Origin of the sequence: Gordonia sp. UBA7599, from assembly GCA_002477755.1 — a bacterium.
Lineage (GTDB): Bacteria > Actinomycetota > Actinomycetes > Mycobacteriales > Mycobacteriaceae > Gordonia.
In genome coordinates, this window is the sequence record DLKD01000123.1 from 1 (window position 1) to 4,503 (window position 4,503).

General features: G+C 66.0%; 4 protein-coding genes and 1 pseudogene. 1 reads left to right on the top strand and 4 read right to left on the bottom strand.

What is annotated here, in order from left to right; genetic code table 11:
* The 3 genes and pseudogenes from B4L26_RS13955 to steA all read right to left on the bottom strand — a co-directional run.
* A pseudogene (locus B4L26_RS13955) lies at nucleotides 1–377 on the bottom strand (CTP synthase); the annotation flags it as partial.
* A 116-nt stretch (nucleotides 378–493) separates the two neighbouring features.
* Nucleotides 494–1,411 (bottom strand): copper transporter, encoded by a 918-nt coding sequence (locus B4L26_RS13960; RefSeq protein WP_290719623.1) that lies wholly within the window; start codon nucleotides 1,409–1,411, stop codon nucleotides 494–496.
* 13 nt (nucleotides 1,412–1,424) lie between these two features.
* Nucleotides 1,425–2,609, bottom strand: a complete 1,185-nt coding sequence (steA, locus tag B4L26_RS13965; protein WP_290719625.1) for a putative cytokinetic ring protein SteA — start codon at nucleotides 2,607–2,609, stop codon at nucleotides 1,425–1,427.
* Nucleotides 2,610–2,893: 284 nt separating this feature from the next.
* Here steA and B4L26_RS13970 point away from each other — a divergent pair, with 284 nt between their 5' ends.
* Nucleotides 2,894–3,997 carry a linear amide C-N hydrolase gene (locus B4L26_RS13970; RefSeq protein WP_290719628.1) on the top strand — a complete coding sequence of 368 codons (1,104 nt, stop codon included), beginning with the start codon at nucleotides 2,894–2,896 and terminating at the stop codon, nucleotides 3,995–3,997.
* 67 nt (nucleotides 3,998–4,064) lie between these two features.
* Here B4L26_RS13970 and B4L26_RS13975 read toward each other — a convergent pair.
* Nucleotides 4,065–4,503, bottom strand: a 439-nt coding sequence (locus B4L26_RS13975) for a DUF2382 domain-containing protein (protein WP_290719630.1), incomplete at its 5' end; no start/stop codon positions are given.

The following is a 4,503-nucleotide window of genomic DNA, read 5'->3' on the forward strand; positions in this document are numbered from 1 at the left end:
TGCGGGATGACCTGCACGGTCTGCCCCAGGTACTCGCCGCGACGCTCCTTGGCGATCACCGTCGAATACACCTGGCCGGTGGTCACGTTGGCTGCCTGCGACAGGTTGACGTCGAGAAAGCGCTCGTAGTGGCCGACGTCGAGGTCGGTCTCCGCACCGTCCTCGGTCACGAACACCTCGCCGTGCTGGAACGGGTCCATCGTGCCCGGGTCAACGTTGAGGTAAGGGTCGAGCTTCTGCATCGTGACGTGCAGGCCACGTGCGGTGAGCAGCTGGCCGAGACTCGACGCCGTCAGTCCCTTGCCCAGCGACGATGCGACGCCGCCGGTGACGAAGATGTGTTTGGTGCCAGCACTTCCGTGGCGCAAAGGTCGCAAGCGGACTCTCCCGATCGGTATTGATTCGGGGATCCAAACCCCGATTACCTACGGGACTTCACGGTAACACCTCGGCGCCGGATTCCGCGCATCACGCGGCGCACCGGTGCGCCGGGTCACGCGGGCGGCGTGATGGCCGTCGCACCGGCACCGATGCCGTAGGCGCCCGGCTTGCCCTGGGTCGCCTGTCGCAGCGCCAGGACGGTCGTAATCCGGCCGATCGGTTGGTTCACGTTGTCCACGGTGGCCACCGAATTGCTCAGCGACGGGTCGGCACGCACGATGGCAATGGGCGACCCGCCTTTCGCCGATCCCACGCGGCCGGCGAGAACGCCGCCGAGTCCGCGCGCCGCGAACGAACCCGCGAACCGGCCGACGAGCTGCCCCTGCGCCCCCGAATCCACCGGGAACGCACCGCCGGTCACGATCACGCCGAGCTGCCCCGGCGTCAGGGCCCGGTCGGTGTATGAGATGAATCCGCCTTCGCGCAGCGACTGCAGCGAGGTATCGACCTCGGTTGCCGGGATCGAGCCGCGCCCCGGACCGATCTGCAGCAGTAGGCCTAGCAGGTCGCCGAGACGACCACCCGAATCAGTCAGCTCCGGGCGCAAGTTGCGTCCGGGCGGAATGGACTGGTCGATGATGGACCGCAGCTTCTCGCCCTCCCGGTCGCGCAGCAGCGTCTCGGTGAGCCCCAGTTGCCCGGCGAACGTCGCGCCCGCGGCCGACAGGGACTCCTTGACCGCGGTCACGTCGTCGTCGGAGGAATTGGGAACGGTGATGACGACGACGCTGCGGCCCTTCAGTTGGTTCTGCAGCAACCGCGGGGCCACCGCGTGGGCGAAGCTGTCCGACGCGTTGCGTGCGGCATTCGCCTCGTCGAGCTGGTCGTTGAGGTCGCCGACGCGATCACGGCTCGTCCCGGTCAGCGAATTGACCTTGTCGCCGAGGAACCCCGTGCCGAGGAAGAGTCCGATAATGAGCGCGGCGAAGACCGCGACCAACGAGATCGCGTGCTGGCGCAGTGAGATCACCGATCGCCGCCGACTAAGTCCGGAGCCCGGCTACCCAGGCCGCGAGGTGGTGCCATTGCTCGACGAGGTAGTCGACCACCCCGGCGGCGTGGCCGGAGAGCATCAGCGTCGCGATCACCGCGGCGAGGGTGGCGAGCACGAGCAGCGCGATACCCACCCCGGATCCGCGCGTGCGGTAGAGCGAGGCGACTGCGTTCGCGTCGACGAGCTTGGGTCCCACCTTCAGGCGCGTCAAGAACGTCGACGGGTTGGTCTCGCGGCGCGAGCGGTCGAAGAAGTCGTCGAGGCCGCCGCCGTATCCGACGGTCACGATCAGGTCGGCACCGTGGTGGTCGGCCAGCAGCAGAGCGAGGTCGGAGGCCGTTCCGGCCGCGGGGAACGTGATCGCCCCGACGCCGAGATCCTGGATGCGGGTGAGCCCGGCGGCGTGCCCGTCGGTGTCGGCGGGTAGGACCAGTTGAGCGCCGCAGCGCAGGGTGTCGCGCGAGATCTCGTCAGGGTCGCCGACGATGAGTGCCGGCTTGTGACCGGCCTTGTACAGGATGTCGGCCCCGGCACCGACACCGATCATGACCGGCGAGTACTCGCGAATGAAGGGCTTGAGCGCGCGGAGTTGTGCGGCGTGATCGGGCCCGTCGGCGACGACCACCACATGCATCCCGTCAAGTTCGGCATCGACCTCGGGCACGCCCACCCCGTCGATCAGCAGTGGCGACTCGCTGCGCAGGTATTCGATCGCGTTGCCGGAGAAGGCCTCGAGGTGGTCGACGACGCCGGACTTGGCCTCGATCATGCGGTCGGCGATGTCGGTCTCGACCAGTTCGACGCCAAGTGCGACCCGTCGCTCACCGATGTAGAGCTTGTCATCGTTGATGCGGACCTTGACTCCCTCGCGGACCTTGTTGAAGACGTCGATGCCGACGTCGTCGAGCAGGGTGATCCCCGATGCGACGAGCACCTCGGGTCCGAGGTTCGGGAAGCGGCCTGAGATGGACTGGGCGGCGTTCACCACGGCTTCGACCTGCGCGTTGACCAGCGCGTCGGCGGTGGTGCGGTCGAGGTCGGTCTGGTCGAGGATGACCACGTCACCCGGACCGACCCGTTCGAGTAGTCGCTTGGTGTCCTTGTCGATCCTGGCGATTCCAGTGGTGCCAGGCAGGTTTGCGTGGGAACGGCTGAGTACGGCAGGCATCTTCATGGGCACATCATGTGTCGTCTACGACCGCATCTCGCGCAGGCGCGCCGCAACATCCACCACTTTTGTCACAAATTTCTCACCAACACCAGAAGTCGCGTCTCACATAACGCACGCGCTTTTCATCATTCTTCTCCGCTAAAAGCCGAGATCACCTCATACATCGCAGCCGGATCCGACTAGGCTCAAGACGTCGACGCGGTCGCCAATGGCCATCGGTCGGCACGTCATGCGTGGCTCGTCCCTTCTCAGCCGACCGCGCTTCACCAGCCAAAGGGGAAACCTGTATGTGCACAACGCTCGGACTCGCTGACACCGACGGAAACGTCTATCACGGCCGGACACTCGAACTCGACGTCGAAGACGTGTATGCCGTCACGTACGTCCCGGTGGGAACGCCCTTCACCTCCAATGCCGCCGGCAGCGAGCCGCTCAAGTACGACGCCAAGTACGCCTTCATCGCGATCGGTGCGCCAGACCGTGCGCCGACCGCCGACGACCCGCTGGGCCCCAGCGACGTGAAGGTCATCGAGGGTATGAACACCGCGGGCGTGTCCTTCAGCCTGCTCGCCTACCCGACGAAGGCCGGCGCCGAGGAGGCCAAGGCCACCACAAAGGCGATGGTCGACGCCGTCGACCTGGGCTCGTGGGCCCTCGCGAACTTCGCCAACGTCGATGAGGTGAAGCAAGGCATCGCCGACCACGGAATCTCACTGACCCTCCTGCCGTTCGTCGGCAACCTGCCCTTCCCATTCCACTTCATCGCCCGGGACAAGACCGGCAAGGCGCTCGTGATCGAGTTCTTGGAGGGCGAGCTGACCCTGCACGACAACCCGGTGGGCGTCATGACCAACGGGCCCAAGTTTGAATGGCACCTCACCAACCTCGACAACTTCACCCACCTGAACAACGTCGATGTCTCGAAGAACAAGTTCGGCAACCTCGAGGTGTCCCAGCCCGACTCCGGCATCGCGACGGCGACCATCCCGTCGTCGAACACCTCCGTGGGCCGTTTCATCAAGGCGCTCTATTACTCCAACTTCACCGAGAAGGGCGAGAGCACCGAGATGGCGCTGTACAACTTGGCCCGCGTCATGGACAACTTCGACCGCCCCCGCGGCGTCACGACCGATCCGGGGGAAAGTGGAGGCCTTCCGGGCACCCAGATGGTCAAGGACGCGGTTTCCACCGAGTACACCTCGTGGACCAACCTCTCCGACCTCGCTCACGGCACCTTCATGGTGCGGGCGTACCAGGCGTTCAACTACACGTCATTCGACCTGAACGAGCTGTCGAAGAAGAACGAGATCCACCTGGCGCTGCTGTCGAGCCTCAAGCCGCTCGGCGGTGACGGCACCGACGCGATGTTCCCGCTGCCGGCCAAGAGCTGACCTAGCGCAGACAGCGAAAACCCCGCGTCACGGAGCACGACGCGGGGTTTTCGCTTTGGCTGTCTCGCTACGTGGCGGAGCCGCCGTAGGGCTCCTCGTCGAACTCGAGCTCCTCGCGGCGCGTCTGGCCGGTGACGCGCTGGGTGCGCGTCTGGCGCTCCTTGCCGAACTCGACCTGGCCGATACGGCGCACACGCTTGCCGACCTCGACCTCTTCACCGCGCAGCTCGATCTCGAAAACGCCCTCTTCGAACGCGTAGTTCGGATCGACGACGTCGTCGTTGAGCTCGGTGCGGTTGACGGTCAGCTTCTCCTCGTAGACGTCGACATCGAGTGACGCGTTGTCGACGACCACCTTCTTGTGGACCTTGACCACACCCGTCGGCACCTCGCGCTTGGCAGCGACGAGGTCCTCCGCGTGCAGAGCGACGGTCCGCGCTGCTTCGGTGGTGGGTGCCGGTGCGGCGGCAGCGGGCGCGGGGGCCGGCTTCACGACGATGACGGCC